Origin of the sequence: Micromonospora sonchi, assembly GCF_014646235.1 — a bacterium.
GTDB lineage: Bacteria > Actinomycetota > Actinomycetes > Mycobacteriales > Micromonosporaceae > Micromonospora > Micromonospora sonchi.
On record NZ_BMNB01000002.1, the window covers coordinates 162,265 to 188,533 of the forward strand.

Sequence of the window (26,269 nt, forward strand, 5' to 3'; positions counted from 1 at the left end):
GCGCCGTCTACATCGACGCGTGACAACCCGCCCTCGGCCGACACCGCGACCTGGCTGCGCCAGGCGGGCCGACGGCCACGACAGGAGATCCGCTGACATGACCGAGCCGATGGCGAAACCAGGCCGCCTCGACAGCACCGACCTCTGGTCGCTGATCCACGCGTAGCGGGCGGCTCTGGCAGCCGACCTCACGAACCTGGCCGCCGAGCGGTGGGCGGCGCCATCCTTGTGTTCGGAGCTGACAGTGCGTGAAGTTCTCGCACATCTCACCGCGGCGGCGAGCCTCAACTCCGTGCGCTGGATGCTGGGTGTGATCCGGTGCCGGTTCGACTTCGACCGGCAGGTGGCCATGCGGCTGGCCGAACAGATGGGCCGCGACCCCGACGAGACTCTCGACAGGTTCCGCCGCGTCATCACCAGCACCACCAAGCCGCCTCTGCCGGTGCTGGCGATGCTCGGCGAGCAGATCGTGCATGGCGAGGACATCCGACGTCCCCTGGGCATCCGCCACCCGTACCCGATCGGGACCGTCACGCGCGTCGCCGAGTACTTCGCCGGCTCCGACCTCACCGTCTCCGCCAAGAGACGAATCGAGGGGCTGCGCCTCGTGGCGAACGACGCGCCCTTCACCACCACGCAGCACAGCAGCCAGCGAACCTACCCGTGCGCCCGACGGCGCGGGCGGCAGGCCGGTGGTGGATCTCGGCCGGCGCGGTGCTCGGCGGTGCCATTCTGCACGGCGGTGATGGCCAGAAAGCTCGCACTCGAGTTGGCGGAGCGAGGGCCACGGCCCGATCTCCCCCGCACGGGGGAGGCAAACCCCCGTAGTCCGGGAGGCGCGAGGCACCGAATCGCTGGCATGCTCGCAGGCATGGCCAACCCTGACCTCCCACATTTGCCGTCGGGCGCTACGCAGACAGGGCGCTCGGTCGGCTTCTCCGTGTCTGGAGCCGGCCTGCCGGCCGCCCTGGCCGCGTGGGCTGCGCCATTGGCGCTCGCGTTCGTCGTGGGGCTCGTGCTCCTCGCGACCCCGGCACCGTGGCCGCAGATGCATGTTTTCGACGACCTCCCGAGCGCTGTGCCGGGTGTTGGTCGCATCGCGATCGGGCTTGCCAACCTCGCCGCGATCATGGCGGTCGCGTTGTCGCGGCATCGGCTCGGGCTGGCCTGCGTACTGACGGCTGTCCCCTGGGTGCTCTCGCCGTTGGCGGCAACGATGGCGTGGGGCTGGTGGCTCGCCAGTCTGGCCGTGCTCGGGGTTGCGGTCTTCGACGGCGCCCGCAAACGCGCACTATGGATCGCAGCCTTGGCGATCGCCCTGGCACTGACCTACTGCACGAGCGGGGTGTACTGGAACGTGCCGCTCGTCGGGCCGGTCAATCTGTACGCCAGCGACCCGAGTCGGTGGCTCGACGACACAAGGCTGTTCTACATCGCGGCGTACCTGGGCGCGGTAGGCGCCGTCGTGCTGACCGCCGCGCTCACCAGGGCTGTGACGCGTCGGCAGCGGGCCACTCGCGCCGCCTCGATATCCGTACAGCCGACAGCCGAGCCCGCCGAACCGGCCACGCCGGCCGAAGGCGTGCCATCGCACGCCGCCGAACGGGCCCCATCAGGACCATGGGCCAACCGGATCGCCACGCTCACCCGGCGCGAGCGGGAAGTACTGCTCGCCGCCGCCCGGGGCTTGTCAAACGCCGAGATCGCCGCGGACTTGGTCATCGGCGAGGAGACGGTCGAGACTCATATTTCTGAGGTTCTTCGCAAACTCGGCTGCCGCGACCGCGTGCAGGCCGTCATCACGGCCTACGAGTCGGGTCTCGTAACACCCACGTCCGCACAACCGGCGGACGGCCGACCAGCGAGGCCAACAACACCGTCATAGCCGCTGATAGGGCGCTGGCACCTCAGCGAGTGGCACGGGCCGCGGCTGGGCGGCGATCCTCACCGGGCTGTCGCTGGTCGCCCTGCCCTACGCCATCACGGCTGTCCCGCTACTGCCCGACACGGTCTCCGGGTGGCTGCTGCGGCTCACCCCGGCCGCCGGCGTCGCCATCAAGCAGACAATGGAGGAGTTTCCGCAGGTCACCGCGCATTACGCACCGTCGGCCGGGTACTTCCCACTTCCTTGGTGGGCCGGGCTTGCCGTGCTCTGCATGTACACCGTGATCGTGATGCGAATGGCCGCCGGTCGCAAGCAGGCTGCGGACACCGACTGGCGATAGCAGACGGTGCGGGAGCTTGCTCCCGCACCGTCTCCGACTACCCGAGGACGACGCCGTCGCCGTCGGCGAGGTTACCGGTCAACGGGCCACCACCGCGCTCGTTGCCGGTGCTGGCATCTGGTGAGCTTCGCGTCGAAGGCGGGGGCATGCCCATGCCGATGGTGCCCCGACCAGGATTCGAACCTGGGGTCTCCGGCCTCGTATGCCGGCGCTCTCTCCGCTGAGCCATCGGGGCGTACGACCGGCACCCGCCCCCTGCGGGCGCCGGTCGGGTCCTCAGCCCTTCACGCAGACCACCTGCTTGAGGTGCGCCACCACCTCGACCAGGTCCTGCTGCTGTGCCATCACCTCGGTGATGTCCTTGTACGCGCCGGGGATCTCATCGATCACCCCGGCGTCCTTGCGGCACTCCACCCCGGACGTCTGCGCCGCCAGGTCCGCGGTGCTGTACGTCCGCTTGGCCTGGGCCCGCGACATCCGGCGTCTCGCCCCGTGCGAGGCCGAGCAGTACCGTTACCAGCCGTGCGCTCTGGTAAGCGCACGGCTGATAGCTCCACCTTGCGGTGAGGCGATCCCGGTCTGACCGGCGGATGCCGTGCCGGGTTCACGCTTCACGGCCACCGGCCCGCGTATGCGGGTCTTACGGTCGGCTCCACGTGCTGCCGCCGGGCCACTCCCGGCAGGGCCGACCTCGGTGGCGAGGGCGGCGAGGTTACGTGCGGCGTTGAGGTCCCGGTCGAGGGTCAGGCCGCAGGCGGTGCAGGTGTAGGTACGTTCGGACAGGGCGAGTTTGGTTTTCACCGCGCCGCAGCCCGAGCAGGTTTTCGAGGATGGGTACCAGCGGTCGGCCACGACGAGTCGACCGCTGTTCCATTCGGTCTTGTACGCCAACTGTCGGCGAAGCTCGCCGAAGCCGGCGTCGGCGATGTGCCGGGCCAGCCTGCGGTTGCGCAGCATCCCGGCCACGTTCAAATCTTCGACCACGATCGTGCCGTGCTCGCAAGCGAGTCGGGTGGTGAGTTTGTGCAGCCCATCGCGGCGCAGGTTCGCCACCCGGGCGTAGGCGCGGCCCAGCCGCAAGGACGCGCGCCGCCACCGGTTCGACGGCCGCTGCCCGGTACGCCGGTCGGGGCCGGCCTTGCGCGACAGCGCCCGGCCGAGCTGACGCAGCCGGGCCTGCGCCGCGGCCAGGTGACGCGGGTTGTCCACCAGTTCACCGGTGGACAACACCGCCAGGTGCTTGACCCCGATGTCCACCCCGACCACCGATGCGGGCCGGGCAGGTCGACGCTCGGCGCGGTCAACCTCGACACAGAACGCCACATGCCACCGGCCGCCGTCACGACGCACGGTCGCGGACATGATCCGGGCCGTGCCGTTGTCCAGGCGGCGGGCCAGCTTCCGCGCCGACTCGTGCAGCTTCAACCGGCCCAACCGGGGCAACACCACATGCTTACGGTCCGGCTCGATACGGATCGCGCCGGTGGTGAACCGCACGCTCGGTGTGCTGCGGCGGCGGGACTTGAACCGGGGGAACCCCACCGGCCGACCAGCCCGTGTCCCCGACCGGGATTCCGACCAATTCTTCAACGCGCGGGCGAGCGCGTCCAGGCCGGTGTTGAACGCCTCCTTCGAGCACTCGCGCCACCACGGCGCGACCTGCTCCTTGTTCGCGTTCCACACCTTGCGCAATCCGGGCAGCGTCCACGACACGCTTGGAGTGAGCATGTCCTCCGGCATGCCGTAGGAGCGTTCGGCGGTCTGCTGATCCATGACCGCCTTGACCCGCGCCAGCGCCCAGTTATGCGCCACCCGGGCCGCACCCGCGTGCGCCAGCGCCGCGCGCCCCTGAGCCGGGGTGAGATCGACAGCAAAGCGGTACGCCTGGATCGTCTTCACGCCGCATCCCCGGTGGCAGCCTCCACCGCACGGCGAGCACGGCTCGCAGCCGCGCGGCGTCCATAGAGACGGGCATACAGCAACGCCAGGACCTCGGTCACGCCACGCACAAGATCGTCGTCCACCTCAACCGGATCCACCACAAGCAGCCGCCGACCCGAAGCAGCCAGAGCAGCTTCCACGCACTCCGCGCCAAAACGCGCGAACCGGTCCCGACGCTCGACCACAATCGCAGTGACGTTCGGGTCACGCAGCAGAGCGAGGAACTTCCCCCGCCGCCCGTCCAACGCTGAGCCAACCTCGGTCACCACCCGCGACACAGCAATATTCTGACCGGTCGCCCACTCCGTCACCCGAGCAACCTGCCGGTCCAGGTCGGACTTCCGGTCAGCCGACGAAACTCGGGCGTACACCACCGCCATCTCTGAGAGCGACGGCTCGCAAGTTTGCTCCACCAGGATCAGCCCACCGACTCGCCGAGCAGCCACGGGCAGCTTGCCCTCCCGGAACCAGCGATACGCCGCAACCGGATGAACACCTTCCCGCTCAGCCCACTCCTTCAAGTTCACCGCATTCTGTAATTCACTGACTCGACAACAGCCGCCGACCCCACTCGTTGCCCTTGCCGCGCACGATGTACGAGCCGGTGCCCATCGACCCGGGAATGATGCCCAGGTCACCGCGGCCCGCCCGGATCGCTCCCTTGCGGGTCACCAACACGTCCACCCCCTCGTAGTGCTCCTCGGCCACGTAGTTGTGATGGCAGCTGATCGGCTCGTCGTAGCCGACCTGCGGGAACCGCTCCCGCATCAGGTTCATCAGCACGGCGAGCATGACGGCGCGGTTGCGCCGGGCGTACTCCTGCGCCCACCAGAGGTCCCGGCGGTAGGCGTCCATCTCCGGCGTGCCGGTGAGGAACACCGCCAGGTCCCGGTCGGGCAGGTCGGCGTTGTGCGGCAGCCGGCGGGCCACCGCCATGTGCCGCTCGGCCAGTTCCTTGCCGATGTTGCGCGACCCGGAGTGCAGCATCAGCCAGACCCGACCGGCGCTGACGCCGCCCTGCTCCAGGCAGACCTCGATGAAGTGGTTGCCGCCGCCGAGGGTGCCCAACTGCCGCCGAGCGCGGGTCTCCAGCTGCGCCACCCGCCGGTCGAGGTCGGCGAAGCGCCGCCAGAAGTCGTCCCATCCTCGCTGCTCCAGGCCACGCACCCGACGCGGGTCGACCGGGTTGTCGCGCTGGGCAAAGCCGACCGGGATCGCATCCTCGATGGCCCGGCGCAGCCCGGCCAGGTCGTCGGGCAGGTCGGCGGCGGTCAGCGAGGTGCGGACCGCCGACATGCCGCAGCCGATGTCCACGCCGACCGCGGCGGGCGAGATGGCCTGCCGCATCGCGATCACCGAGCCGACCGTGGCCCCCTTGCCGAAGTGCACGTCCGGCATCACCGCGACACCCTGCACCCACGGCAGCGCACCGATGTTGCGCAGCTGCCGGGCGGCCTGCGGTTCGATCCCGTACGGGTCGGTCCACACCCGCACCGGCGCCCTCGTCCCCGCGAGCACGTTGAATCCCATGATCGTTTTCTCCTGAACTGCGAACGGCCCCGCCGATCTTGCACTTACGGTCGCCAGAACACGGCTTTTCTACCCTTTGACCGGGCAAGAAGTGCATGATCGACGGCCACGTGCGGGCGTGGGGGCACGGCGGGGGTGGGGTGGGGAGAGAGAGGGAGAGGCAGCGCGCTATTTAGCGGCGGGGGGCCGGCGGCGAGATGAGCGAGCCAGGCCCGGGAAGGTGGCCGGTCTGCCGGCGGGTACGAGGGCGCGACCCGGCAGAGGACAGCTGGCCTTGGGTTTCTGTTCTGGCACGGCGTACTCCTTCCGGCTCTCGTCGTTTCGCCCTGACACGGAGAAGAGTATTGCCGGGCCGGCACGGGTGCAATTGATATTGCCCCCGCTACCCCCCGCTGGGCCGGACCGGCGGGGGGTAGCGGGGGCAAACCGCCTCAGGCGTGGGCCGAGTCCTTCTGGTCTCCGGCGAGCCGGTCCAGATGGGCGGCGAGTTCGTCGGTGAGCAGCAGATCGGTACGGATGTACTCGTGCGGGTAGCCGGCCCGGCCGACCATGTGCGCGGCCACCGGCGCGGTGGCGAGTTGGAACACCCCGACCAGCACCAGCGTGGTGATGTCCACCCCGGTACGCAGCCGCAGCGCGCAGCCGAGCAGCACCAGCAACAGCCCGAGCACCTGCGGCTTGGCCGCAGCGTGCATCCGGGTGAGCAGGTCGGGGAAGCGCACCAGGGCCACCCCGGCGGCGAGGCTGAGCAACGCGCCGACGACCAGGCAGGCGGCGGCGATGACGTCGAGCACGGCGTCGAGGCTCATCCGGCGTTTCTCCGGGCGGCGAACCGGGCCACGCTGACCGACCCGACGAACCCGAGGACGGCGAGGACCACCAGCACCGGCAGTGCGGTGGCGTCGCGGCTGTAGGCGGCCTCGGTGGCGATGGCGGCGACGATGATGGCCAGCAGCACGTCGGTGGCCACGGCCCGGTCCAGGATCGACGGACCACGGATGATACGGATCAGGGTGAGCCCGCCGGCCACGGCGAGCAACGCGGTGACGGTCACGGCGACGGCGGTCAACGTGATGCCCCTTCCAGGTCGGATGGCGCCGGCGGGTTCTCGCGAATCCGGCGCAGTTCGTCGGGTGAGCCGAGAGCGGAGACGATGCGGGCCTCCAGGGCGTACACCCCGCGCCGGAACTCTTCGAGCTCCTCCCGATTACGCAGGTTGATGACGTGGACGAACAGGGTGCCGGTGCTGCGGTCAGCCTCCAGGATCAGGCTGCCCGGCACCAGGGTCAGCGCCTCGGCGGTGAGCGTCAGGTTGAGGTCGGTGTTCACCCGCAACGGCACCGCGATGATGGCGCTACGCGCCTGCCCACCCGCCGGTCGCAGGGCCAGCCAGGCGATCTGGATCGAGGCGATCACGAGATCCTGCAGGAACCGCAGCCAGAAGCGCAGCATCGGCAGCGGGTGGATCCGCCCCGCGAAGGTCACCGGCGGCAGCGGGAAGACGGCCAGCAGGATGGCGACCACCACCAGCCCGCTGATCACATTGGCCCAGAAATGGGTCCCCCACAGCAGCACCCAGATGGCGGTCAGGCCGGTCATCGCGATGATCCGGTTACGGCGCCGGGCGGCCCGGGTCAGTCGCGGCTTCGGCGGGTCGGCCGGTGGGGCCGGGGTCATCTGGTCGGCGCTCACGGCGTACCTCCCGGGAAGACGGCCTCGACGTACGGCGTCCGACGCAGCAGGTCGTCGGCGGCGTCGGTGCTCAGCTCGAGCAGCGGCCCGGCGACCACGGTCAGCACCAGTCCGAACGCCACCAGCGCGGCGGTCGGCGCGATCATCAGTCCGGGCATGACGGCGGCGTTCTGCGCCGTGGCGACGTTCTGACCCGGCTCCATCGCGCCGTCGGTGCGGGCCGCCCGGGGCGCGTCGTCTTCCCGCGGCATGTCGGCATGTGGTGCCCGCCAGAAGGCGAGGTTCCACACCCGGGCGATGGCGTACAGGGTGAGCAGGCTGGTGACCAGTCCACCGGCGACGAGGATCCAGGCGAGCGCACCGCCGTCGTCTATGCCCGCCTGCACCAGGCCGAGCTTGCCGAGGAATCCGGAGAACGGCGGGATGCCGGCGAGGTTCAGCGCGGGTACGAAGAAGAGCACAGCCAGCAGCGGCGACAACCGGGCCAGGCCACCGAGGCGGTCCAGGGCGGTGCTGCCGCCCCGGCGTTCGACCAGACCGGCGGCGAGGAACAGGGTGGTCTGGATGGTGATGTGGTGCACCACATAGAAGATCGCCGCGGACAGGCCGAGCGACGAGGTGAGTCCGACGCCGAAGAGCATGTAACCGATGTGACTGATGAGCGTGAACGACAGCAACCGTTTGATGTCCGACTGCGCGACCGCGCCGAGGATGCCGATCACCATGGTCAGCACCGCCGTCACCAGCAGCAGGGTGGACGTCCGCCCGCCCGGGAAGAGCAGCGTCTCGGTACGGATGATCGCGTACACGCCGACCTTGGTCAGCAGGCCGGCGAAGACCGCGGTGACCGGGGCGGGCGCGGTGGGATAGCTGTCCGGCAGCCACGCCGACAGCGGGAACACCGCTGCCTTGATGCCGAAGGCGAGCAGCAGCATGCCCTGCAACACCAGCCGGATGTCGTCCGGCAGGGCGTCCAGCCGGTCGACCAGCTGGGCCAGGTTGAGGGTGCCGGTGGCGGCGTACACCAGTCCGATGGCGACCAGGAAGATCACCGACGAGAGCAGGCTGACCACGACGTAGGTGGTGCCGGCCCGGATCCGGGTCTCGGTGCTGCCCAGGGTCAGCAGCACGTAGCTGGCGACCAGCAGGATCTCGAAGCCGACGTAGAGGTTGAACAGGTCGCCGGAGAGGAAGGCGTTGCACACTCCGGCGGTCAACACCAGATAGGTGGGGTGGTAGACCGACAGCGGTGTCTCCTCGTCGCCGTCGGCCATGCCCTGCCCGATCGAGTAGACCAGCACGCAGAGGGTGACCGCGGCGGAGACCACCAGCATCAGCGCGGCGAGTTGGTCGGCGACCAGCACGATGCCCATCGGGGCGGCCCAGCCGCCGACCTCCACCACGAGCGGTCCGTCCAGGGTGGACCCGACCAGCAGCATCGCGGCGACCGCGACGGTGGCGGTGAGCACGGTCAGGCTGACCCACCGCTGGGCGCGGGGGCGGCCGAGGAGCAGCAGGGTCAGTGCCGCGCCGAGCAGCGGCATCACCACCGGCAACGGGACCAGGTGCGTCATCCGGACCTCCCCGGGGTCGCCGAGGCGGCCAGCCGCCGCTCGTCCTCTGCCGTCATGTCGTCGTCGTCATCGTCGCCGGTGTCCTCGCCGTCGGGGCCCTCGTCGCGCTCCGCGAGAGTCATGATCCGGCGGTCCTCGACGTCGTCCTGCACCTCGTCGTGCCCGTTGAGGTGCCAGCTGCGGTAGGCGAGGGCGAGCAGGAAGGCGGTCATGCCGAGGGTGATGACGATGGCGGTGAGGATCATCGCCTGCGGCAGCGGATCGCTCATCTCCTCCTGCGAGGTGGTGCCGACGATCGGCGCTCCGCCGGCCCGCCCGCCGGTGAGCAGCAGCAGGTTGGCGCCGTTGCCGAGCAGGACGACACCCATCAGCACCCGGGTGAGGCTGCGTTCCAGCAGCAACGTCACGCCGGCGGCGACGAGCACGCCGATCACGAGGACGTAGGTGAGGTTGGGTGTCACACCAGCTCCTTTTCCCGTACCTCGTCGTCCTCGGTCTCGTGCTGGCGGTCCATCTCCGCGCCGAGGCTGCGCAGGATGTCCAGCACCAGGCCGACGACGATCAGGTAGACGCCGACGTCGAAGAAGGCCGACGTGACGAAGTGGATGTGCCCCACCACCGGCAGATGGAAGTCGAGCATGGCGCTCTGCAGGAACTCCCCGCCGAGCAGCATCGCGGTCACACCGGTGCCGACGGCGACGAACAGCCCGGCGCCGAGCACCACGCCGGCGTCGACCGGTGCGGCGCCGTTGAGTTCCGTACGGCCGCCGGCCAGGTAGCGCACGGCCAGGGCGAGGCCGGCGACCAGGCCCGCGGCGAACCCGCCGCCGGGGGCGTTGTGCCCGCTGAACAGCAGGTATATGGAGAACAGCAACATGGCGTGGAACAGCATCCGGGTGACCACCTGAAGGATGACCGACTGGGCACGGGCGGTGGCACCGGTGGTCAGCCAGCGTGGCCGGGAATAGTCCGTCGGGCCGTCGCCGGGAATGTCGCCACGTCGGCCGAGGTCGCGGGTCCGCTGAAAGATCAGGCTGGCCACGCCGGTGGCGGCCACCACCAGCACGGCGATCTCGCCCATGGTGTCCCAGGCCCGGATGTCGACCAGGGTCACGTTGACCACGTTCTTGCCCCCGCCGTACGAGACGGCCGCGTCGGGGAAGCCGACGGAGATGGGCACGGCCTGGCGGGTGCCGGCCATGACGTACGCCATGCCGGCGGCGACCGCGCCGACCGCGACGCCGAGGCCGATCCGGCCGCGGCGGCTGGCCCGCATCGGCCGCTCGGAGAACTTCACCGGCAGACGGCGCAGCACCAGCACGAACATGACGATCGTGACGGTCTCCACCAGGAACTGGGTCAGCGCCAGGTCGGGCGCGCCGTGCAGGATGAACATCAGCGCGATGCCGTAGCCGGCCACGCCGACCAGGATCATCGCGGTGAGCCGGCGCAGGGCGCGGGCCGCCATCACGGCGGCGACGACGACCACGGCGGCGGCCACCACCTGCAACGGGGTGTCCCAGATGTGGAAGCGCTGCGGCCAGGGGCTGCCGGCCAGCAGTGCACCACCCGGCAGGACGACCAGCACGACCAGGATGACGCCGAGATAGAACGGCAGCGAACCACGCTGGGTGGCACCGGTCAACCACACCGCCATCCGGTCCAGCCCGCCGACGGTCCTCTCGTAGACGGCGGCGCCGTCGAACGGCAGTCGCAGGGTGGCCCGCACGCGTTCGCCACGCAGCAGCAGGAACAGCCCGACACCGCCGGCCACGGCCAGCACCGACAGCCCCAGCGCCGGGGTGAGCCCGTGCCACAGCGCCAGGTGGTAGCCGGGCTCGGCGGTGCGGTAGAGGTCGGCGTACGGGGCGAGCAGGCGGTCCACCGCCGGGGCCAGCACACCGACCGCAGCGCCGGCGAGGGCCAGCACGGCTGCGGGCGCGAGGAAGGGCCAGGAGATCGGCCGGACCGAGGTGGCGGCAGTGTCGGGCTTGTCGGCGAAGGCGCCCCAGAGGAAGCGCAACGTGTACGCGACGGTCAGCACCGAGCCGAACAACACGCCGGCCAGCACCACCCAGTCGGCGCCGGTGCCGTGCAGCAGCGCCTCGACCGCCGCCTCCTTCGCGACGAACCCGGCCATCGGCGGCAGGCCGGCCATCGAGGCCGCGGCGAGCCCGGCCACCACCGCCAGGGCCGGCGCGCGACGGCCGACGCCGTTGAGTTCCCGCAGGTCCCGGGTGCCGGTGGCGTGGTCGATGACGCCTACGGTGAGGAAGAGGGTGGCTTTGAACAGGGCGTGCGCCAGCACCATGGCGACACCGGCCAGCGCGGTGTCCCGGGTGCCGCCACCGAGGATCACCATCAGCAGGCCGAGCTGGCTGACCGTGCCGTAGGCCAGCAGCAGTTTCAGGTCCATCTGACGCAGCGCGGCCCAGCCGCCGAGGAACATGGTGAGCAGGCCGGTGGTCAGAAGTACGGGTCGCCACGGCGCGGTGTCGGCGAACGCGGGCCCCATCAGGGCGACCAGGAACACACCGGCCTTCACCATCGCCGCGGCGTGCAGGTAGGCGCTGACCGGGGTGGGCGCCGCCATCGCGCCCGGCAGCCAGAAGCTGAACGGGAAGATCGCCGACTTGCTCAGCGCACCGAGCATGACCAGCAGCACGGCGGCCGTGAGGTAGCCGCCGTCGGGCAGGTTCTCGGCGACCTCGGACCAGCGGTAGGTGCCGGCGTGCTGGCCGAGCATGATGAACCCGGCGAGCATCGCCAGGCCGCCCAGCGTGGTCACCAGCAACGCCTGCATGGCTGCCCGTCGGCTGGCGCGTTTGGCCGGGTCGTAGCCGATGAGCAGGTAGGAGAAGACGGTGGTCAGCTCCCAGAACACGTACAGCAGGAGCAGGTCGTCGGAGACGACCAGGCCGAGCATCGCCCCGGCGAAGGCGACGAACACGGCGGCGAACCGGCCGAGCCCGGGATCGTCGGACCGGAAGTAGCGGGCGCTGTACGCGAGCACCAGCGCGCCGACCCCGCCGATCAGGACGACCAGCAGCCAGGACAGGGTGCCCATCCGCAGGGCGAGTTCCAGGTTGAGCGACGGCACCCACGGCACCGTCTCGACCACCGGGTCGCCGGAGCGGACCCCTTTGGTGTGGGACAGCGCCCACACCAGCGTCGCGCCGGGGGCCAGCGCCACCAGGTAGAGGGCCTGCCTGCCCCAGAGCCGCACCAGCACCGGGGCGATCACAGCTGTCAGCGCGTGAACCGCCACCAGCACCAGCACACAGCCCTCCCCAAAGATCATCAGTCGGTGTAACGACCCTATCTGGTGACGGCCGTTGTCCGCACGCGGCGTGATTCTGATTAAAAACCGACGCCCTGAGGGGAGCGGGCTGCTGGTGTGCGGTTAGTGTACTCAATCTTACCCAGTTCGACGCGGGCGTCCGTCATCGCGGTCAATGCGAAGGTCTCGCTCAAGTTCGACGATGAGGGTGCGCAGATCGTCCAGCCGTTGACTGATCGCGATCCGGTCCACCTCGTCCGGTATCCCGTCACCGTCCTCGTCGTACCCCGGGGCGAGCCCTTCGGTCATCTCCAGCCGGCGCGCCTCCTCCATCGAGTTGACGATGACCGCGATCAGGATGTTCAGCAGCACGTTGACAGTGATGATCACGAAGCTGACGTAGTAGAGCAGGGTCCACGGGGAGAACGCGACGCCCTCCTCGATGAGGTCCGGCAGCGTCTCCAGGGACAGCAGCACGAACAGCGTCAGCAGTGACCGTCCGATGTCGCCGTAGTTCTCCGGATACGCCTCGCTGAAGATCAGCCAGCCGGCCATGCCGTAGACGTAGAGCGTCACCATGCCCAGGGCGAGGAAACCGCCGACGCCGGGCAGGCTGCGCCACAGCGCGGTGACGATCATCCGCAGGCCGGGCGAGAACCGCACCAGCCGCAGCATCCGCAGCACCCGGAGGAACCGCAGCAGCGCCGTGTCGCCGTGCAGGCCCGGCATGAAGGTCGCCATGATCACCAGGAGATCGAAGACGTTCCACCCGTGTCGGAAGAAGTCCTGCGGTCGGCGGCCGTACGCGAGCAGCCGGACAGTGATCTCGAGGACGAACACGGCTCGGAAGCACCACTCCAGGACACGCAGCGCGACGCGTGCCGAGCCCAGGTCGGGATAGGTCTCCAGGCCGAGGACGACCCCGTTGGCGATGATCACCCCGATGATCGTGATCTCGAAGGGACGCGACGCGGAGAGCCGGGCGCAGAAGTCGACCAACCGGGCACCGCGGGTGGTGCGAGCCCGGTTGGCCCGTTGAGCCGGTACGCGGTTACCGCTCACCGTCCGGCCGGTCCCGCCTCGGCGACCAGGGCCGGTGCGACCGGCCACCGTGCGTCGTCGAATTGTTGACGTACGGCAGGCATGAGCGACAGCCTACGGGGCGACGATCAACGCCAGCACCCGCCCGGCCGGACCGGACGGCGGCCAGGCCGGTATGCCGCTACCGTCGACTTTCATGGCCCTGATCCACTTTGACTTCTTCTCCGAGACGCTCGGCCTGAGCACCTCGATGACCGTCCTCCTGCCGCAGCGGACGCCGTCCCAGATCGGCATGGCCGGCGCCGAGAGCACCACGGACGATCCACCGGTGCTCTACCTGCTGCACGGGCTCAGCGATGACCACACGATCTGGCTGCGACGGACCTCGATCGAGCGGTACGTCGCCCCGCTCGGCCTGGCCGTGGTGATGCCCCAGGTCGGTGGCATCCGACCCGTCCGATCGATCCCCGGGTGTGGCACACGGTCTTCGGGGACCGTCCGCTGGCCGGGACCGACGACGGTCCACTCGCCCTGCTCGACCGGCCGGCGCGAACGCGCCCGCGCTCTACGTCGCCTGCGGCACCGAGGACTTCCCGTACCCGGACAACGTGCGCTTCGTGGAGGCGGCCCGGGCGAAGCGGGTGCCGGCTGCCGGTGACGGTGGACTTCTCCGTTACCTTTAGTGCGCTCTGGTGAGCGTGTGATCGGTAGTCCTACCTTGCGGTGGGACGGTCCCGGTCTGACCGGCGGTCGCCGTGCCGGGTTGACGTTTCGTAGCCACCTGCCCGCGTACGCGGGTCTTACGGTCGGCTCCACGTCCGGCCACCGGGCCACTCCCGGCGGTGTCCACCTCGGCCGCCAGGGCAGCGAGGTTGCGTGCGGCGTTGAGATCCCGGTCGAGGGTCATGCCGCAGGTGGTGCAGGTGTAGGTGCGCTCGGACAGGACCAGCTTGGCTTTCACCGCGCCACAGCCCGAGCAGGTCTTCGATGAAGGGAACCAGCGATCGGCTGTCACGAGCCGACCGCCGTTCCATTCAGTCTTGTACGCCAACTGGCGGCGAACCTCGGCGAACCCGGCGTCGGCGATGTGCCGGGCCAGCCTGCGGTTGCGCAGCATCCCGGCCACATTCAAGTCTTCCACCACGACCGTGCCGTGGGTGCGGGCGAGCCGGGTGGTGAGCTTGTGCAGGCCGTCACGACGCAGATTGCTCACCCGGGCATGCGCGCGGCCCAGCCGAGCGGATGCCCGGGCCCACCGCTGCGATGGACGCTGCCCGGTACGCCGATCAGGGCCGATCTTCCGCGACACGGCACGACCGAGCTGACGCAGCCGGGCCTGCGCGGCGGCCAGGTGACGCGGGTTGTCCACCAGCTCACCGGTGGACAACACCGCCAAGTGCGTGATGCCGACATCCACACCCACCACCGAGCCAGGGCACGCTGGCGCCCGGTTGGCCCGGTCCACCTCGACGCAGAACGCCACCTGCCACCGGCCGCCGTCACGCCGCACCGTGGCCGACACGATCCGGGCAGTGCCGTTGTCCACACGGCGAGCCAACTTGCGCGCCGACTCGTGCAGCTTCAACCGGCCCAGCCGGGGCAACACCACATGCTTACGGCCCGGCTCCACCCGGATCGTTCCGGTGGTGAACCGCACACTCGGTGTGCTGCGGCGACGCGACTTGAACCGAGGAAACCCGACCGGCCGGCCAGCCCGTTCCCCGGTGCGGGAGTCGGACCAGTTCCTCAACCCGCGAGCGAGAGCGTCCAGGCCGGTGTTGAACGCCTCCTTCGAGCACTCCCGCCACCACGGCGCGACCTCGTCCTTCGCCGCGTTCCACGCCTTCCGCAGCGCCGGCAGCGACCAGCCGATCGCGGGCGTCAGATCAGCCTCGGCGACCCCGTAGCTACGTTCAGCCGCCCGCTGGCTCATCACCGCCACCACCCGAGCCAACGCCCAGTTATGCGCAACCCGAGCCGCCCCCGCATGGGCCAACACCGCCCGCTCCTGAACCGGGGTCAGGTCCAGCGCGTACCGATACGCCTGAATCGTCTTCACCCGCAGGCGACCTCGACCGCCCGACGGACACGGTTCGCAGCGACATGCCGGCCGTACCGACGGACACACAACGACGCCACCATCTCGGCCACGTCCCCGACAAGGTCATCATCGACCCCGGCAGCATCGACCACCAGCAGACGACGGCCCTGCGCAGACAACGCGGCCTCCACATACTCGGCACCGAAACGGGCGAACCGGCCGCAATGCTCGACCACGATCGTGCCCACCGCCGGATCCCGTAACAGGGCGAGGAACTTCTCACGGTGACCGTCACGCGCGGACCCGACCTCGGTCACCACCCAATCCACCGCAACACCCTGCCCCGTCGCCCACACAGCCACACCCGCCACCTGCCGATCAAGCTCCGCCCTCCGGTCAGCCGACGACACACAGGCGTACACCGCGCTCTGCCCCGCAACCGGCGCCGAGCCGGCCAGCGGCTCTCCGACCATGATGAGCCACCCGAGACGATACGTGGGAACAGGAAGCCTCCCCGCCGCGTACTGCCGCCGCGCAGTCACACACGCGACACCCCTGGGAAGCCGCCCCCTCCTTCAAATTCACCCGCCCACCCTGCACCCCAAAGGGCTAAACAACGCTGACACGCCAGCAGCAGATACCCCTGGCGACCACGATTGGGCGTACTGGGACTCGACGATCGTCGACGTGCTCGCCTGGCTCCCGCTGCGTACGCGGCCGGCGAGCTGAGGCGACGCGGCGAAGGCCGACCGGCTCAGCCGGTGGAGGGCCGTGCGACCGGCAGGTCGAAGTACGTCTCCGGCCAGGGCTCGTCGCGGTACCGGAAGTGCCACCACTCCCGGTCGTAGCCGACGAAGCCGCCGTCGGTCATCAACTGCCGCAGCAGGGCCCGGTTCTCTGTGGCCGTGGCGCTGATTCCGCGCGCTCCGACGTGCGCCAGCGGGTCGAAACAGTCGAAGCCGGTGCCCATGTCGACGCTGTTGTCGGCGAAGCGCCGGTCACGCGGGGCGGTGCAGGCGACCAACGGCTGGCCCGGGACGTACCCAGGTTGACCGGGTGCCGGCACGTCGACCAGGGTCAGGTCGACCGTGCTGCCCCGGCTGTGCGCGCTGGGTGCACCGAGGTAGCCCTGGTCGAACAGGTCGGCCTTGGCCACCCGGGGATAGAACTCTGCCTTCATCTGCTGCTCGTGCGGGCGGCGGAACCAGGTCAGGAAGTCCTGCACCGCACGTTGGGGGCGGTAGCAGTCGTAAACCTTCAGGCTGCGGCCCACGGTCAGGGCGGCGTCCTGCACCCGGCGCAGCGCCGCGGCGGCCGGACCGGTGAGCAGACACAGTGGTTCCGGATAGCCGACGACGGCCCGGCCGACGAAGTTGTGCGCGGTGGCGTAGCGGATTTCGGTCTGGATCCGTGGATCCACGTCCGACAGCACCACGAAGCCGGGCCGCCCCGACGGCGACGCCTGCAGTGACGGCTGCGGCTGCTCCCGCACGCACCCACCGAGCAGTCCCGCCCCGGCCAGCATCCCCACCGCCACCCTGACTCCGATCCGTCGCCCGCCTCGCCGGGCCACCTGGCGGCTCGACCGCGGCATCGGCCGGGTACGGCGGGCCACGGCGGTCACCTGCCGCGGATGGCGGCGGCCCGGCGCCGGCGGCGGGCGATCAGGGCACTCGCGAGCAGGGTGAGGCCGGCGGCGAGGACGACGAGCGAGACGGATCGCAGTTGTCCGGCGAACGCCCGCCGACCGGAGGCCTCGGCACCGGCGGCACCGCCGGGCAGCGCCTGCGGCGGCACCGAGGCGGGCGGCGCGGAGGCGGTGGTGGCGCCCGGGCGCACCAACGCGCCGACCGAGGCGTCCCGGGGCAGGGCGAAGCCCCAGTCGAGCAGGGCGGCACCCTGTTCCCAGCCACGCTGGTCGACGACGTCCGCCCCGAGCAGGGTGACCACCAGTCGGCGACCACCGCGCTCGGCGGCGCCGACGTAGGTGTGCCGGGCCAGGTCGGTGTAGCCGGTCTTGCCGCCCAGCGCCCCCGGGTAGTGGTACAGCAGCTGGTTGTCGTTGTCGATGGTGAAGCCCTTGGCGCGCTGCCTCGGCTGGGCCGGGATGGTCGCCTCCCGGGTCGCCACGTAGCGCCGGAAACGGGCGTCGTCGAAACAGACCCGGGCGATCAGGGCCAGGTCGTACGCGCTGGTGAACTGCCCCGGGCCGTCCAGACCGGAGGGGGTGGCGGCGTGGGTCTGGTACGCACCGAGCCGGCGGGCCTGCTCGTTCATCTCCCGCAACCCGCCGGTCATGCCGTCCGCTCCGCCGCCGAGCCGGGCCAGCGCGTTGGCCACCTCGTTGCCCGATCGCAGCAGCAGGCCCAGCCACAGCGTCTCGACGCGGTACCGCCCACCCTCCACCAGCCCCACGGCCGAACTGCCCGGCTCGATGTCGAGGTCACCGGCGGTGATCGTGACGACCTCGGCCGGGTCCAAGCGAGGCAGCATGGTCGCGGCCAGCAGCAGCTTCTGCACGCTGGCCGGCGTCGCGTACTCGTGCGGACCACAACCGCCCAGCACCTCGCCGGTCTCCAGGTCAGCCACCAGCCACGAGGTGGCGGCCACCCGGGGCGGCGCCGGTGCCCCCGACGGTACGACCAGCCCGGCGGTGGCCAGCTGGGCGCCGCCCACCGCCCGCTGCACCGGATCCGGCGACGGCGCCACCGGCCGGTACGGCGCGGGCGCGGGCGGCGGCGGGCGCGGGCACGGCACCGGGGCGGCTGCGCGGGCACCGGTCGCGGGCGCCAGCGGCGACGTCATGAGCGCCGCGGTCACCGCGACGGCGAGGCGATTGACTCTCACATCCAGTGACACTATCGGGTGATTTCCGGTAGGTCCGGCGAATCGACCAGCACGCAGGTTCCCGGTCTGTCGAGACGATCAGCGCAGCGCTACGACTGCTCCCCCGGCAGTTGTCACAGCCGCGCTACGGCTCGTCGGATCCGGTGCGGCGTCCCGGAACTCGCACCGGGCCGCCGCTCGTCTGGCTGGTCCGGCCCCGCCGACCGGCGAGCACGGCCAGCCCGATCGCGGCCAGGCCGACCGCCAGCGCCACCAGCGTTCCGGTGCCCGGCGCGTCGTCGAGCGCGGCCGAGGCGTTGGGGTCCGTCGACGGCGCGTCGCCCGGCTGCGGCGCGTCGGGCCCGGCCGTCGGAGGCGCGTCCAGCTCCCCCGGTTCCACCAGCCGACCCACCGCGCTCGCCGGCGGCAGCGAGAACCCCCAGTCGAGCAACGCGGCACCCTGTTCCCAACCGCGCAGCGGCCGGGGCTCGGCACCGAGCAGCGTCACGACCAGGCGACGGCCGTCGCGCTCGGCGGCGCCGACGTAGGTGTGCCGGGCGTAGTCGGTGAAGCCGGTCTTCCCGCCCAGCGCACCGGGATAGCGGTAGATCAACTGGTTCTCGTTCTGGATCTCGAAGCCCTTGCCGCGCAGTGCCTTCTGGGCCGGGATCCGGGTTCGCTCGGTGAGCGCGTACCGGCGGAAGGCCGGGTCGGCGAAGCAGGCGCGGGCGATCAGCGCCAGGTCGTACGCGCTGGTGAACTGCCCCGCGGCGTCCAACCCGGACGGGGTGACCGCGCGGGTCTGCAACGCGCCGAGCCGGCGGGCCTGCTCGTTCATCGCCCGTACCCCGCCGGCCGCCCCGTCCGGCCCACCGCCGAGGCGGGCCAGCGCGTTCGCCGCCTCGTTGCCGGACTGCAACAGCAGCCCCAGCCACAGGGTCCGCACCGGGTAACGACCGCCGGCGAGCAGTCCGACGGCCGAGCTGCCCGGCGCGATGTCCAGGTCCTCGCGGGTGACCGTGACGACGGCGTCCGGGTCGAGCCGGGACAGCATGGTCGCGGCCAGCAGCAGCTTCTGCACGCTGGCCGGCGTGGCGTACTCGTGCGGGCCGCAACCGCCCAGCACCTCGCCGCTGTCCAGGTCGGCCACCAACCAGGAGGTCGCGGTCACCTTGGGCGGCGTCGGCGCGTTCGGCGGCACGACGAGCCCCGGGGTGGCCAGCGCGTCCCCGCCGACGACCAGGTGCTCCGGTGTGGACGGCGGTGGCGTGGGTCGCGGCGATCGCGTCACCTTCGGCGCCACCGCCCTCGGGCAGGGCAGCGCCGCCGCGCCGCCCGCCCCCGCAGGGGTGGCCGTCGCCGCGTTGGTCGCCGCCACGGAGACGAATCCGGCGGTGGCCGGCGCCACGGCGGCGACACGTTCGGTGGCGGCCGCGACACCCCCGGTCGCGGGGATCGTCGCGAACGCGAGGACGACGGGGGCGACCGCCAGGGCCCGGACTGTCATGAACACGCAGCCTAACCGCAAGATCGGCGCAGTTCAGGGCCGGGGCGGCAGCGGTACCGCTGACCACAGCGCCGGGCCGCTCGGCGAGGGCGGCGACCGGACCAGGCGACGGTCACGGCCCGAGCCCGCCCAGGTAGTCGTGCAGCGCCGCCGACGCGGCCAGTCGCCGCAGGCTGCGCCGGTGCAGGTCCTGCTCGCGGCGGGCCAGCTCCGCGCGGACCCGCTGCGGGCTGCCGGTGGTCCGCATCTCGTCGAGCACGGCCTCGATGATGTCGAAGGGGTAGGCGCCCCGGCGCAACAGTGTCACCACCTGGGCGGCGCGCACCTCGGCCTCGTCGTACACCCGGTATCCGGTGCCCGGCTCGCGAACCGGCCGGAGCAGGCCGCGGGCCTCCCAGAAGCGAAGCTGTGAGGTGCGGACCCCGACCAGGTCGGCCACCGCACCGACGCGTACCGCGCGGCGTGGCGCGGCGACCGGCGGGCTGGTCACCACCGTCTCGAACGCGCCGAGCACCCGACGGATCTCGGCGCGCTCGCGGTCCAGCTCGGCGTGGCCGGCGTCGAGCGCCGCCAGCGCCGTCGGCAGGTCGCCCCCGTGCACCGCAGACATGATCTCCCGGGTACGCGCCCAGCCGTGTCCCTCGGCCATCGTCCGAGCCACGGCGAGCGCCCGGGCGTGCGCCTCGGTGAAGATCCGGTAGCCGCTCGCCGTGCGCTCGACCGACGGCAGCACACCGAGATCGACGTAGTTGCGCACCTGCTGCACAGAGATGCCGACCGTCGCGGCGAGGTCGACCGCCCGCAGTCGCCGGTTGCTTCCGCGATCCGTCACCCGGGCAGCCTAGCTCTTCCACGTCGTTTGAGACTTTCACGCCCGTATCGCCATCGCTCCCAGCACAGCCGGCGCGAAACCCTCCACATGGTGTTTAATGAGACAATTTAATGCGGCCAGGCCAGCCCAAGCCCGTTCCGGGCGAGAAGTCCGTTCCTCACCTCGCGAAGGGTTCGCATGCAGCAGCCAGCACGGTCCGCCGCCGACAGTCACGACGTCATCGAGGTACGCGGCGCGCGGGAGAACAACCTCGCCGACATCTCGGTCGACATCCCCAAGCGCCGGCTCACCGTCTTCACCGGGGTCTCCGGCTCCGGCAAGTCCTCACTGGTCTTCGGCACCATCGCCGCCGAGTCGCAGCGGCTGATCAACGAGACCTACAGCGCCTTCCTCCAGTCGTTCATGCCGAGCCGCTCGCGGCCGGACGTGGACTCGCTGCGCAACCTGACTCCCGCCATCGTGGTCGACCAGGAGCGGATGGGAATCAACTCGCGCTCCACCGTGGGCACCGCCACCGACGCGTACGCGATGCTGCGGATCGTCTTCAGCCGGCTCGGCAGCCCGCACGTCGGCGGGGCCGGCGCGTTCAGCTTCAACCTGGCCGAGGGGATGTGTCCGACCTGCGAGGGCCTGGGCCGGGTCTCCGACCTGGACGTCAACGAGCTCGTGGACGTGGAGAAGTCGCTCAACGACGGCGCGATCACCGTGCCGAACTTCGGCGTCGACACGTGGTACTGGCAGAACATCGTCGGCTCCGGGCTGTTCGACCCGGACGTCAAGCTTCAGGACTTCACCCCGCAGCAGTGGACGGACTTCCTGCACAAGCCGGCCACGAAGATCAAAATCGGCGGCACCAACGTCACCTACGAGGGCCTGGTCGTCAAGGTGCGCCGGCTCTACCTGGCCAAGGAACGCGAGTCCATGCAGCCGCACATCCGGGCCTTCGTCGACCGGGCGGTCACTTTCACCACCTGCGCCGACTGCGGCGGCACCCGGCTCAACGCCGCCGCGCTCTCCTCCCGGGTCGCCGGGCGCAACATCGCCGAGTGCTCGGCGATGCAGATCAGCGACCTGGCCGAGTTCGTCCGGGGCATCGACGACGAGTCGGTCGCCCCGTTGACCGCGAACCTGCGGGAGCTGCTGGACTCGCTGGTCGAGATCGGGCTCGGTTACCTCAGCCTCGACCGCGAGTCCGCCACCCTCTCCGGCGGCGAGGCCCAGCGGGTCAAGATGGTCCGGCACCTCGGCTCCAGCCTCTCCGACATCACGTACGTCTTCGACGAACCCACCGTCGGCCTGCACCCGCACGACATCGCCCGGATGAACGACCTGCTGCTGCGGCTGCGGGACAAGGGCAACACGGTGCTCGTCGTCGAGCACAAGCCGGAGACCATCGCGGTCGCCGACCACGTGGTCGACCTCGGCCCCGGCGCCGGCACCGCCGGCGGGCGGATCTGCTACACCGGCGACGTGGCCGGACTGCGTCGCTCCGACACCCTCACCGGCCGCCACCTGGATCACCGGGTACGCCTGCGCGACCGGGTCCGCACCCCCAGCGGCCACCTGCCCATCCGCCACGCCGACCTGCACAACCTGCGCGACGTCAGCGTGGACGTCCCGCTCGGCGTGTTGACGGTGGTGACCGGGGTGGCCGGCTCGGGCAAGAGTTCCCTGATCCACGGCTCGCTGCACCGCCGCGACGGGGTGGTCGTGGTGGACCAGGCCCCGATCCGCGGTTCCCGGCGCAGCAACCCGGCCACCTACACCGGTCTGCTCGACCCGGTACGCACCGCCTTCGCCAAGGCCAACGGGGTGAAGGCGGCGCTGTTCAGCGCCAACTCCGAGGGCGCCTGCCCGACCTGCAAGGGCATCGGGCTGGTCTACACCGACCTGGCGATGATGGCCGGCGTCGCCTCGGTCTGCGAGCAGTGCGAGGGCCGGCGTTTCACCGACCGGGTGCTCACCTACCGCCTGCGCGGCAGGAACATCGGCGAGGTGCTCGGCATGTCGGTGGCCGAGGCCCGGGACTTCTTCCCCAGCGGACCCGCCCGGGTCGTCCTGGACCGGATGGCCGACGTCGGGTTGAGCTACCTGACCCTGGGCCAGCCGCTGACCACCCTCTCCGGCGGCGAGCGGCAGCGGCTCAAGCTGGCCATCCACATGGCCGACAAGGCGGGCACGTACGTGCTGGACGAGCCGACCACCGGCCTGCACCTGGCCGACGTCGACCAGTTGCTCGCCCTGCTCGACCGCCTCGTCGACGCCGGCAACACGGTCATCGTCATCGAGCACCACCAGGCGGTCATGGCGCACGCGGACTGGCTGATCGATCTCGGGCCGGGCGCCGGTCACGACGGTGGCCAGGTCGTGTTCACCGGCACCCCCGCCGACCTGGTCGCCCACGGTGACACCCTCACCGCCCACCACCTGCGCGAATACGTCACCCGCTGAGCAGCAGACCCGCGATCTGGGAATTTCTGTCGCTCATGGAGATCCACCAACGACGGAAATCCCTGGATCGCGGCGGGCCGTTCGGCGGCGGGACTGCCCGCGGGGGCGGGCCGGGTCGGCGGTGGGCCGACTGCCTGCGCTGTTCAGGTCAGCCGGCGCAGCCAGCGACGCTGCCAGGGGGTTTCCACCGCGCGGGGTCGGTAGGCGGCGCGGACCCAGTCGACCGCGCGGTCGGCGGGCAGTCCGTCGAGGATCGCGAGCGCGGCCAGCGCGGTGCCGGTCCGGCCCGTGCCGCCCCGGCAGGCCACCTCCACCCGCTGGCCCGCGTACCCGCGCCGCAGCGCCTCACGCAGCGCGTCCAGGGCGTCCGCCCGGTCCACCGGCACCCAGAAGTCCGGCCACCGCAGCCGCCGGTACGCCCACTGCGGCGACGGACCCGGCGCAAGCAGCAGACTGAAGTCGGCCGGCGACGCCGGATCCGCGATGCGCCGCCCCCGCACCCGTACGCCCCCGGGCAGCTCGACCACCCCGACCGTGTCCACCCAGTCGCCCATCCCAGCAGTATCGGCGAAGAACCTGGTACCGGAGGCACCAGCAGCGGTCAGCGGGGTAGGTCCTGGTCGGGGCGGTGGGTCCCGTCGACCCAGGCGCTGCGGTAGATGGTGCCCCGGCCATGCGGGTCGGGCACACCGCTCGGCGTCACGTCGGTCAACCCGGCACCGCTGTCGTTGGACCGGAGGCCACCGGCCCGCCGCGAGCGGCGCAGCCGGGTGACCACGAACCAGACCAACCCGATCACGCAGGCGACGATGACCAGGTTCTGCAGGATCCCGGCGTACCCCTCGACCAGGTGCCAGTTGTCGCCGAGCAGGTACCCGGCCAGCACAAAAACGGTGTTCCAGATCAGGCTGCCCAGCGTGGTGTAGACGACGAAGGTGAGCACCGGCATCCGCTCCACGCCGGCCGGAATGGAGATCATGCTCCGGAAGATCGGAATCATCCGGCCGAAGAAGACGGCCTTGACGCCGTGCCGCAGGAACCACTCCTCGGTCCGATCGACGTCGCTGAGTTTCACCAGCGGCAGCCGCGCCGCGATCGCCCGCGTCCGCTCCCGCCCCAACGCCGCGCCGATCCAGTACAACGCCAGCGCCCCGACCAGCGAGCCGAGGGTGGTCCAGAAGATCGCCCCGATGACGCTCATCCGGCCCTGCGCCGCGACGAACCCGGCCAGCGGCAGGATGACCTCGCTCGGAATCGGCGGGAAGAGATTCTCCAACGCCACCGCCAGCCCCGCGCCCGGGCCGCCGAGCCGCTCCACCAGATCGGTGACGAAACCGACGAGGCCGTCCTGGGGCGGCCCGGACCGGCCGGGCTCTTCGGCGGCGTACGGAAAGAGAATCATGCTCCCTACGCTACGAACTGAGCCCGCGGACCGCTCAACCGGTATCGGCTCCGTGCGACGACAAGGCTCTACGCTGCGCAAGCGGGGAGGCGACGTCCTATGTATCCCGTCACGGCGCGGAGAGCCCGACCCGACGTCGGTCAGTCGTCCTCGGGCAGCGTCTCTTCGAGCCGGTCGAGCAGGTCGTCCAGGCGGTCGGCGAAGTCGGCGGGAAGCCGGCCGCGTTCGGCCTCGTCCTCGATGCGGTCGCGCAGCTTCCCGATCCGTTTCTCGCGGTCCTTGGGCTTGCCCCGGGCGAGATCGGTGAAATCCTTACGCAGCCGGTCGGCGACCTTGCGGTCCACGTCGCCGACGAGTTGCGCCTCGGTGAGCAGGGCGACGAACTCGGCGGCGGTCTGCCGCAGGCTCACTGGTTCTGATTCGGAAGGAGGCGCCGACGGGCTGGGGCGCAGTGCCGTCGGGGTGGTCGAGGCCGGTGCAGCGGCCCGATCGGCCGGGGCGGTGGTGACGGTCGTGCTCGGCGGCGCCTCCTCGTCGCCGTTGCCGAGGGCGAGCACCACGCCCACCCCGACGAGCAGCGCCAGGCCGGCCGCCACCAACGCGCCGACCGGTGGGACGTTCCGCCCCGGCCTCCGGCCCGCGCCGCGCCCGCGACGGCCGCTGCCACGGGCCGGGCCACCGGCCGGCCGAGCGGACGCGGCCCAGACACTGGTGGCGGCCCCCTCCGGGGCGGAGCCGGCGGCCGGGCGCACGGAGGTGGGCTCGCCGGCGGCGGGCGTGGCCCTGGCGGACCACATGCCGGCCCGGTCGATCAGCGTCGGTGGATGCGCCGGCGCCGGCCGGGCCACGGCCGCCGTCGGCTCGCCGCCGGCCGGAGCGGAGGTGATCGGCAGTACGGCGGTGGGCGACCCCACCGGGCCGGTCGGCCCGGCCGCGGCACGCAGCCGGGCCGCCAACTGTCCGGCGGTGGGCCGCCGGGCCGGCTCCGGGTCGAGGCAGGCCAACACCAGTTCGGCGACGTCGGCGGGCAACCCCGGCGTCCGCGGCGGCGCCACGGGCGGCCGCTGGGCGTGCACCCGGGCGGCCTCCTCCCAACTGCGTACGGGCAACGGAACGTCACCGGTCAGGGTGCGGTACAGCAGCACGCCGAGCGCGTACAGGTCGCTGGCCGGATTCGGTGCCCCGGCCCGCAACCGCTCCGGAGCGATGTACGCGGGCGTACCCATGATCGGTTCGCCGCTCGGGCCGGGGCCGGCGTGCTGGGGGCCGGCGAGCGCGGCGATGCCGAAGTCCAGCACCTTGGCGCCGGTCTCGGTGAGCATGACGTTGCCCGGCTTGATGTCCCGGTGCACCACCCCGATGCGGTGTGCGGCGGCGAGCGCGGCGGCGACCTCGGCGCCCATCCGGAGCGCCGACGGCCAGGGCAGCGGGCTCTCGGCCAGCCGATCGGCGAGACTGCGCCCGTCGACCAGCTCCATCACCAGGTACGGCACGGTGCCGCCGTCGAGAATCGCCTCGCCGTAGTCGTACACCTGGGTAACGTGCGGGTGAGCGAGCCGGGCCGCGGCGCGGGCCTCCCGCCGGATGACGGCCCGCAGGTCCGGGTCGACGGCGAACGCGCCGGCGAGCACCTTCACCGCGACGAGCCGGCCCAGCACCTCGTCGTCGGCGCGCCACACCTCGGACATTCCGCCGAGGCCGATGCGGTCGTGCAACACGTAGCGGTCCTGCAACCGCAGGTTGGGCGTTAACGGCGACATGATCGTCAAGTCTGCCCGGTCACCCGGCCGGTCCACCACCCGCCCCGGCCGCACCGCCGGTCATCAAGCCCGGCCGTCAGCCGGGCTGCCGGTCGTCGAGCCGAGCTGTCAGTTGTTAGTAGGGGGCCCCTTCAATGCACCAGGCGTTAAAAAGGGGCCCTTCCTTT

General features: G+C 71.2%; 21 protein-coding genes, 1 tRNA gene and 4 pseudogenes. 5 read left to right on the forward strand and 21 right to left on the reverse strand.

The genetic code is table 11. From position 1 onward, the window contains the following. The first annotated feature begins 175 nt into the window (after positions 1 to 175). Positions 176 to 1,885 (forward strand): maleylpyruvate isomerase family mycothiol-dependent enzyme, encoded by a 1,710-nt coding sequence (locus IEY61_RS32060; RefSeq protein ID WP_373293091.1) that lies wholly within the window; start codon positions 176 to 178, stop codon positions 1,883 to 1,885. Positions 1,886 to 2,066: 181 nt separating this feature from the next. Continuing rightward, positions 2,067 to 2,225, forward strand: a complete 159-nt coding sequence (locus tag IEY61_RS30995) for a hypothetical protein (RefSeq protein ID WP_229705637.1) — start codon at positions 2,067 to 2,069, stop codon at positions 2,223 to 2,225. 159 nt (positions 2,226 to 2,384) lie between these two features. On the opposite strand, the gene IEY61_RS02930 is transcribed toward IEY61_RS30995, so the two are convergent. The 12 genes and pseudogenes from IEY61_RS02930 to IEY61_RS02985 all read right to left on the reverse strand — a co-directional run bounded on the left by IEY61_RS02930 (position 2,385) and on the right by IEY61_RS02985 (position 13,304). Further along, positions 2,385 to 2,460: transfer RNA gene (locus tag IEY61_RS02930), tRNA-Arg, on the reverse strand. A gap of 41 nt (positions 2,461 to 2,501) precedes the next feature. Then, positions 2,502 to 2,735, reverse strand: a pseudogene (locus tag IEY61_RS02935) (RtcB family protein); the annotation flags it as partial. A gap of 3 nt (positions 2,736 to 2,738) precedes the next feature. Then, a complete protein-coding gene (gene tnpB / locus IEY61_RS02940; protein ID WP_189040653.1) occupies positions 2,739 to 4,124 on the reverse strand; it encodes an IS607 family element RNA-guided endonuclease TnpB in 1,386 nt (461 codons plus the stop codon). Continuing rightward, positions 4,121 to 4,693, reverse strand: a complete 573-nt coding sequence (locus IEY61_RS02945) for an IS607 family transposase (RefSeq protein ID WP_189040654.1) — start codon at positions 4,691 to 4,693, stop codon at positions 4,121 to 4,123. Before IEY61_RS02945 ends, tnpB (IEY61_RS02940) begins: the two co-directional genes overlap by 4 nt. 43 nt (positions 4,694 to 4,736) lie before the next feature. Then, positions 4,737 to 5,696: pseudogene (locus tag IEY61_RS02950) on the reverse strand (RtcB family protein); the annotation flags it as partial. A gap of 431 nt (positions 5,697 to 6,127) precedes the next feature. Beyond that, on the reverse strand, positions 6,128 to 6,505 hold the full coding sequence (gene mnhG, locus IEY61_RS02955) for a monovalent cation/H(+) antiporter subunit G (RefSeq protein WP_189040655.1): 378 nt from the start codon (positions 6,503 to 6,505) through the stop codon (positions 6,128 to 6,130). Continuing rightward, positions 6,502 to 6,765: a monovalent cation/H+ antiporter complex subunit F gene (locus IEY61_RS02960; protein WP_189040656.1), complete on the reverse strand. Its 264-nt coding sequence runs from the start codon at positions 6,763 to 6,765 to the stop codon at positions 6,502 to 6,504. Before IEY61_RS02960 ends, mnhG begins: the two co-directional genes overlap by 4 nt. Continuing rightward, entirely contained in the window at positions 6,762 to 7,388 is a 627-nt protein-coding gene (locus IEY61_RS02965) for a Na+/H+ antiporter subunit E (protein WP_229705638.1), read from the reverse strand. The genes IEY61_RS02960 and IEY61_RS02965 overlap by 4 nt, the downstream gene beginning before the upstream one ends. Beyond that, positions 7,385 to 8,962 (reverse strand): Na+/H+ antiporter subunit D, encoded by a 1,578-nt coding sequence (locus IEY61_RS02970; protein WP_189040657.1) that lies wholly within the window; start codon positions 8,960 to 8,962, stop codon positions 7,385 to 7,387. The genes IEY61_RS02965 and IEY61_RS02970 overlap by 4 nt, the downstream gene beginning before the upstream one ends. After that, on the reverse strand, positions 8,959 to 9,423 hold the full coding sequence (locus IEY61_RS02975; RefSeq protein ID WP_189040658.1) for a Na(+)/H(+) antiporter subunit C: 465 nt from the start codon (positions 9,421 to 9,423) through the stop codon (positions 8,959 to 8,961). Before IEY61_RS02975 ends, IEY61_RS02970 begins: the two co-directional genes overlap by 4 nt. Beyond that, entirely contained in the window at positions 9,420 to 12,242 is a 2,823-nt protein-coding gene (locus IEY61_RS02980; protein WP_189040803.1) for a Na+/H+ antiporter subunit A, read from the reverse strand. Before IEY61_RS02980 ends, IEY61_RS02975 begins: the two co-directional genes overlap by 4 nt. 138 nt (positions 12,243 to 12,380) lie before the next feature. Further along, positions 12,381 to 13,304, reverse strand: a complete 924-nt coding sequence (locus tag IEY61_RS02985) for an ion transporter (protein ID WP_189040659.1) — start codon at positions 13,302 to 13,304, stop codon at positions 12,381 to 12,383. A 175-nt stretch (positions 13,305 to 13,479) separates the two neighbouring features. On the opposite strand from IEY61_RS02985, the pseudogene IEY61_RS02990 reads away from it, so the two are divergent. After that, positions 13,480 to 13,942, forward strand: a pseudogene (locus IEY61_RS02990) (alpha/beta hydrolase); the annotation flags it as partial. A 20-nt stretch (positions 13,943 to 13,962) separates the two neighbouring features. Here the strand turns inward: IEY61_RS02990 and tnpB (IEY61_RS02995) are convergent. Together tnpB (IEY61_RS02995) and IEY61_RS03000 are read right to left on the reverse strand one after the other, a co-directional pair. Then, complete coding sequence (gene tnpB, locus IEY61_RS02995) at positions 13,963 to 15,342, reverse strand: IS607 family element RNA-guided endonuclease TnpB (protein WP_189040660.1); 1,380 nt, start codon at positions 15,340 to 15,342, stop codon at positions 13,963 to 13,965. After that, complete coding sequence (locus IEY61_RS03000; RefSeq protein WP_189040661.1) at positions 15,339 to 15,866, reverse strand: IS607 family transposase; 528 nt, start codon at positions 15,864 to 15,866, stop codon at positions 15,339 to 15,341. The genes tnpB (IEY61_RS02995) and IEY61_RS03000 overlap by 4 nt, the downstream gene beginning before the upstream one ends. Before the next feature lie 97 nt (positions 15,867 to 15,963). Between IEY61_RS03000 and IEY61_RS03005 the strand changes: the two are divergent. Next, positions 15,964 to 16,053 (forward strand): annotated as a pseudogene (locus IEY61_RS03005) (esterase family protein); the annotation flags it as partial. A 25-nt stretch (positions 16,054 to 16,078) separates the two neighbouring features. Here the strand turns inward: IEY61_RS03005 and IEY61_RS03010 are convergent. From IEY61_RS03010 to IEY61_RS03025, 4 genes are all read right to left on the reverse strand, one after another. Then, positions 16,079 to 16,948, reverse strand: a complete 870-nt coding sequence (locus IEY61_RS03010; RefSeq protein WP_229705640.1) for a M15 family metallopeptidase — start codon at positions 16,946 to 16,948, stop codon at positions 16,079 to 16,081. Further along, positions 16,945 to 18,129: a D-alanyl-D-alanine carboxypeptidase family protein gene (locus IEY61_RS03015; RefSeq protein WP_189040805.1), complete on the reverse strand. Its 1,185-nt coding sequence runs from the start codon at positions 18,127 to 18,129 to the stop codon at positions 16,945 to 16,947. Before IEY61_RS03015 ends, IEY61_RS03010 begins: the two co-directional genes overlap by 4 nt. 166 nt (positions 18,130 to 18,295) lie before the next feature. After that, positions 18,296 to 19,657, reverse strand: a complete 1,362-nt coding sequence (locus tag IEY61_RS03020) for a D-alanyl-D-alanine carboxypeptidase family protein (RefSeq protein WP_189040662.1) — start codon at positions 19,655 to 19,657, stop codon at positions 18,296 to 18,298. A 112-nt stretch (positions 19,658 to 19,769) separates the two neighbouring features. Continuing rightward, complete coding sequence (locus tag IEY61_RS03025; protein ID WP_189040663.1) at positions 19,770 to 20,489, reverse strand: MerR family transcriptional regulator; 720 nt, start codon at positions 20,487 to 20,489, stop codon at positions 19,770 to 19,772. Between the two features lie 177 nt (positions 20,490 to 20,666). On the opposite strand from IEY61_RS03025, the gene IEY61_RS03030 reads away from it, so the two are divergent. Then, entirely contained in the window at positions 20,667 to 22,940 is a 2,274-nt protein-coding gene (locus IEY61_RS03030; protein ID WP_189040664.1) for an ATP-binding cassette domain-containing protein, read from the forward strand. A gap of 143 nt (positions 22,941 to 23,083) precedes the next feature. On the opposite strand, the gene IEY61_RS03035 is transcribed toward IEY61_RS03030, so the two are convergent. From IEY61_RS03035 to IEY61_RS03045, 3 genes are all read right to left on the reverse strand, one after another. Then, complete coding sequence (locus IEY61_RS03035; protein ID WP_189040665.1) at positions 23,084 to 23,494, reverse strand: protein-tyrosine phosphatase family protein; 411 nt, start codon at positions 23,492 to 23,494, stop codon at positions 23,084 to 23,086. 47 nt (positions 23,495 to 23,541) lie between these two features. Next, positions 23,542 to 24,342 (reverse strand): DedA family protein, encoded by an 801-nt coding sequence (locus IEY61_RS03040; RefSeq protein WP_189040666.1) that lies wholly within the window; start codon positions 24,340 to 24,342, stop codon positions 23,542 to 23,544. 140 nt (positions 24,343 to 24,482) lie between these two features. Then, the gene (locus IEY61_RS03045; protein ID WP_189040667.1) at positions 24,483 to 26,102 is read right to left on the reverse strand and encodes a serine/threonine-protein kinase; all 1,620 of its coding nucleotides are present in this window, start codon (positions 26,100 to 26,102) and stop codon (positions 24,483 to 24,485) included. Positions 26,103 to 26,269 lie beyond the last annotated feature (167 nt).

Excerpts from the sequence above, each read along its gene's own strand:
- IEY61_RS03020 (WP_189040662.1), bottom strand. The coding sequence starts at position 19,657 with ATGACAGTCCGGGCCCTGGCGGTCGCCCCCGTCGTCCTCGCGTTCGCG.
- IEY61_RS03045 (WP_189040667.1), bottom strand. The coding sequence starts at position 26,102 with ATGTCGCCGTTAACGCCCAACCTGCGGTTGCAGGACCGCTACGTGTTG.
- mnhG (WP_189040655.1), bottom strand. The coding sequence starts at position 6,505 with ATGAGCCTCGACGCCGTGCTCGACGTCATCGCCGCCGCCTGCCTGGTC.
- IEY61_RS03015 (WP_189040805.1), bottom strand. The coding sequence starts at position 18,129 with ATGACGTCGCCGCTGGCGCCCGCGACCGGTGCCCGCGCAGCCGCCCCG.
- IEY61_RS02970 (WP_189040657.1), bottom strand. The coding sequence starts at position 8,962 with ATGACGCACCTGGTCCCGTTGCCGGTGGTGATGCCGCTGCTCGGCGCG.
- IEY61_RS03040 (WP_189040666.1), bottom strand. The coding sequence starts at position 24,342 with ATGATTCTCTTTCCGTACGCCGCCGAAGAGCCCGGCCGGTCCGGGCCG.
- IEY61_RS30995 (WP_229705637.1), top strand. The coding sequence starts at position 2,067 with ATGGAGGAGTTTCCGCAGGTCACCGCGCATTACGCACCGTCGGCCGGG.
- IEY61_RS03035 (WP_189040665.1), bottom strand. The coding sequence starts at position 23,494 with ATGGGCGACTGGGTGGACACGGTCGGGGTGGTCGAGCTGCCCGGGGGC.
- IEY61_RS03030 (WP_189040664.1), top strand. The coding sequence starts at position 20,667 with ATGCAGCAGCCAGCACGGTCCGCCGCCGACAGTCACGACGTCATCGAG.